2 protein-coding genes and 1 pseudogene are annotated in these 2,957 nt (G+C 38.0%); all 3 read left to right on the top strand.

The window, feature by feature from the left end; genetic code table 11:
• A pseudogene (locus AACU59_RS04380) lies at window positions 1-534 on the top strand (restriction endonuclease); the annotation flags it as partial.
• 150 nt (window positions 535-684) lie between these two features.
• Complete coding sequence (locus AACU59_RS04375) at window positions 685-1,815, top strand: SH3 domain-containing protein (RefSeq protein ID WP_161437561.1); 1,131 nt, start codon at window positions 685-687, stop codon at window positions 1,813-1,815.
• Between the two features lie 163 nt (window positions 1,816-1,978).
• Window positions 1,979-2,809 carry a hypothetical protein gene (locus tag AACU59_RS04370; RefSeq protein WP_161437560.1) on the top strand — a complete coding sequence of 277 codons (831 nt, stop codon included), beginning with the start codon at window positions 1,979-1,981 and terminating at the stop codon, window positions 2,807-2,809.
• The last annotated feature ends 148 nt before the right edge of the window (window positions 2,810-2,957 follow it).

Here is a 2,957-nt window from a genome sequence, read left to right as displayed (position 1 = left end):
CAGTTCCAAAGCCCAGAAGAAGATTTTGTGAAGTTCTTTACTTCTCGCGTCTATGACGGTGTTCAAACTGCAAAAGTTAAATCTCAATTTCTAGACATTACCACTAAAGCTTTAAAGCAGTTTCTCAATGACAGTATAAATGCCCGTCTAAAATCAGCTATTGGCGCTGACGTCAAAGAATCAACGAATATTGAAACTCAAGTTATTCCTGCTGAAGACGTAAATGAAAGTTCAGAAAAATCTAAAATTCTTACTACAGAAGAAGAAATTGAAGGTTTTAATATAGTCAAAGCAATACTTAGGCAAAAAGTAGAAGTACAGAGAGTTTGTGCGCGTGATACTCAAAGCTATTTTGGAATTCTGCTAGATGATAACAATCGTAAGCCTCTATGCCGTTTGTGGTTTAATACTAAGCAGAAATATATTGGTATCTTTGATGAAGCTAAGAATGAAACTCGGCATCCGATCGAAACTGTGGATGATATATTCAATTTCAGTGAACAATTACAAAGCACCCTTGCATTATATGAGTAAAAACACATAACAAAGCATTTAAGAGGGACAGTCAACGCGTGGCATTTGTGGTTTACTTGAAAATTTGTGTTTACGGTTGTCTATTTTAATTCTGTGGCGGCGTTGTCTGCCCCTTAATGCGGCGTTAGCTTAATCGGAGAAAAGTTGTATATGAGTAAATACATCGAAAATTTGGCACAGTTCGGTGAGTTAGGCTCTGTTTTTAATGCTGCAACTATGAAGCAGTTTGGTGCAGTGGACTCTGTTGTTAACTCGGCAGCATTAAAACAGTTTGGAGCGTTAGACTCTGTTGTTAACGCTGCAACTTTGAAGCAATTTGGTGTATTGGACTCTGTTATTAACTCGGCAGTATTAAAACCGTTTGGAGCGTTAGACTCTGTTGTTAATGCTGCAACTATGAAGCAGTTTGGTGCATTGGACTCTGTTATTAACTCGGCAGTATTAAAACAGTTTGGAGCGTTAGACACTGTTGTTAATGCTGCAACTATGAAGCAGTTTGGTGCATTGGACTCTGTTATTAACTCGGCAGTATTAAAACAGTTTGGTGTATTGGACTCTGTTATTAACTCGGCAGTATTAAAACAGTTTGGAGCGTTAGACACTGTTGTTAATGCTGCAACTATGAGGCAGTTTGGTGCATTGGACTCTGTTGTTAACTCGGCAGCATTGAAACAATTTAGTGTGTTGGACTTAATTGCCAATGCAGTAACATTGAAACAGCTTAATGCGTTTGATTCTATTGTTAACGCTTCATCTTTGATGCACTTTGATACTCTGAATTCTTTGTACACAGAACAAGAATTATCTGAATTTTCTGAGGTATTATCAGAGATAGGTAATACCTTCCAAAATGGGGATTCGCCTCAACAGGATATTGAAAACACGTTTAAAAAATTACCCTTTTTCTTTCTCCTGTTTCTCAAGTATCTATTTAACTACATTGTTATGCCACTATTTGTTGCGGTCTGTTTGCAACCACTATTGGCAGAGTATCTCCAAAATAGCAGCGAACCTCGTCGGGTACAGAAAAGTGCCATCAAGAAACTACCTCAAAATGCTGGTGTAGAGACAACTGCTGTTCATAGGTTTATTAGTGGTGATGGGGTGCGTTTAAGATCTTCTTCCTCAATAAAGTCTGAAGTTATCTCTAATCTAAGCTTTGGGCAATTGGTGTACGTATTAGAAAAAGAACGTAGTTGGGTAAAGGTTGCTGTTCCTCAAAAGGACGGTAATACCCTTGAGGGATGGGTGTTTAATGAGTACACAGAACGCTTTAAATAATTAAGCTAACAAACAATTTAAGAGGGATTCCCAACGCTTGGCATTTTTGCTTCTACTTCAATTTTAGTGGTTACGGTACAATGCGTTAGGTTGGGTGGTGGCGTTGCTCACCCCTTAATTGGGCGTTAAAGCTACTGAATTAATCATTTGGAGTTACATAAAATTGGAAAAAGAAAATACAAGTAATAATACGATACTCTCAATTAAGAACGTGAGAGATGTAGCGATCATAATTTTTATTGCAGTCATGACCTTTAAGGTATTCACCATAGAAATTACATTAAATATGAGTGAGTTTGGCTTTACTGATTTATTGTCGATTATCGTTGCATTTTTCTCTATTGCGCTTTCAGTTGCATTCTATTTCAAAGCAACAGACACGAGTAATCGCTTTTATGATAATTCATATGCATTTACAAAAGAGATGTCAGAGGTCATCGGTAGAATGGAGTCTGGTTTTGGTGAAAAATTAAAGCACTTAGATGAAGGTTATTCAGGAATAAGAGATAAATTTGACCGGCTTCCTTTTGATTCTAGCCAGACCCAAAAAGAACTCGAAAAGGAAAATGCTGAAATAAAAAGGAAAGAAGCAGAGCAAAGAAAAACGCTAGAAGAATTGGCTAAGAAAGCTCATCTGGCTGAAAATGAAAAGCAAGAGTTGTTTGAACATATGAGCAAATTGAGTAGGGAGTTAGAGGAATCGAAGTCTCAAGCTAGACGTTTTGAACGAAGGATGCTTCTAAATGAATCTATTGATGGAGATTCTTTTGAAGTACTTAGTTACCTAGTTAGGCATCTATCTAAGTACCGAGACCCTGATATATCGCCTAAGTCACCACGTTCAAGTTTCAGGTATCTATTCCGGAAGTATAGGGAAGAAATCCATCCTGAAGCTATCAATGATCTGAAACGTTTTGGTTTTATCGATGAACGAGGCGAGTTGTCGAGAAGCGCAATCGAGAGAATGATAATGCTCGATCGTAACGTTGCGTAGCTTTAACAAACGCTTCAAGAGGGACAGCCAACGCGTGGCATTTTTACTATGCGTTGGTTTTTGTGGTTACGGTGTTATGCGGAAAGTTAGTAGTAGCGTTGTCTGCCCCTTAAGCGGGCGTTAGGTTTAATGAGGATAACTATAGATG

This window comes from Vibrio sp. V23_P3S9T160 (assembly GCF_963886625.1).
Lineage (GTDB): Bacteria > Pseudomonadota > Gammaproteobacteria > Enterobacterales > Vibrionaceae > Vibrio > Vibrio anguillarum.
Note: the sequence above shows the minus strand (reverse complement) of the source record. Positions and strands in the feature narration are given on the sequence as shown.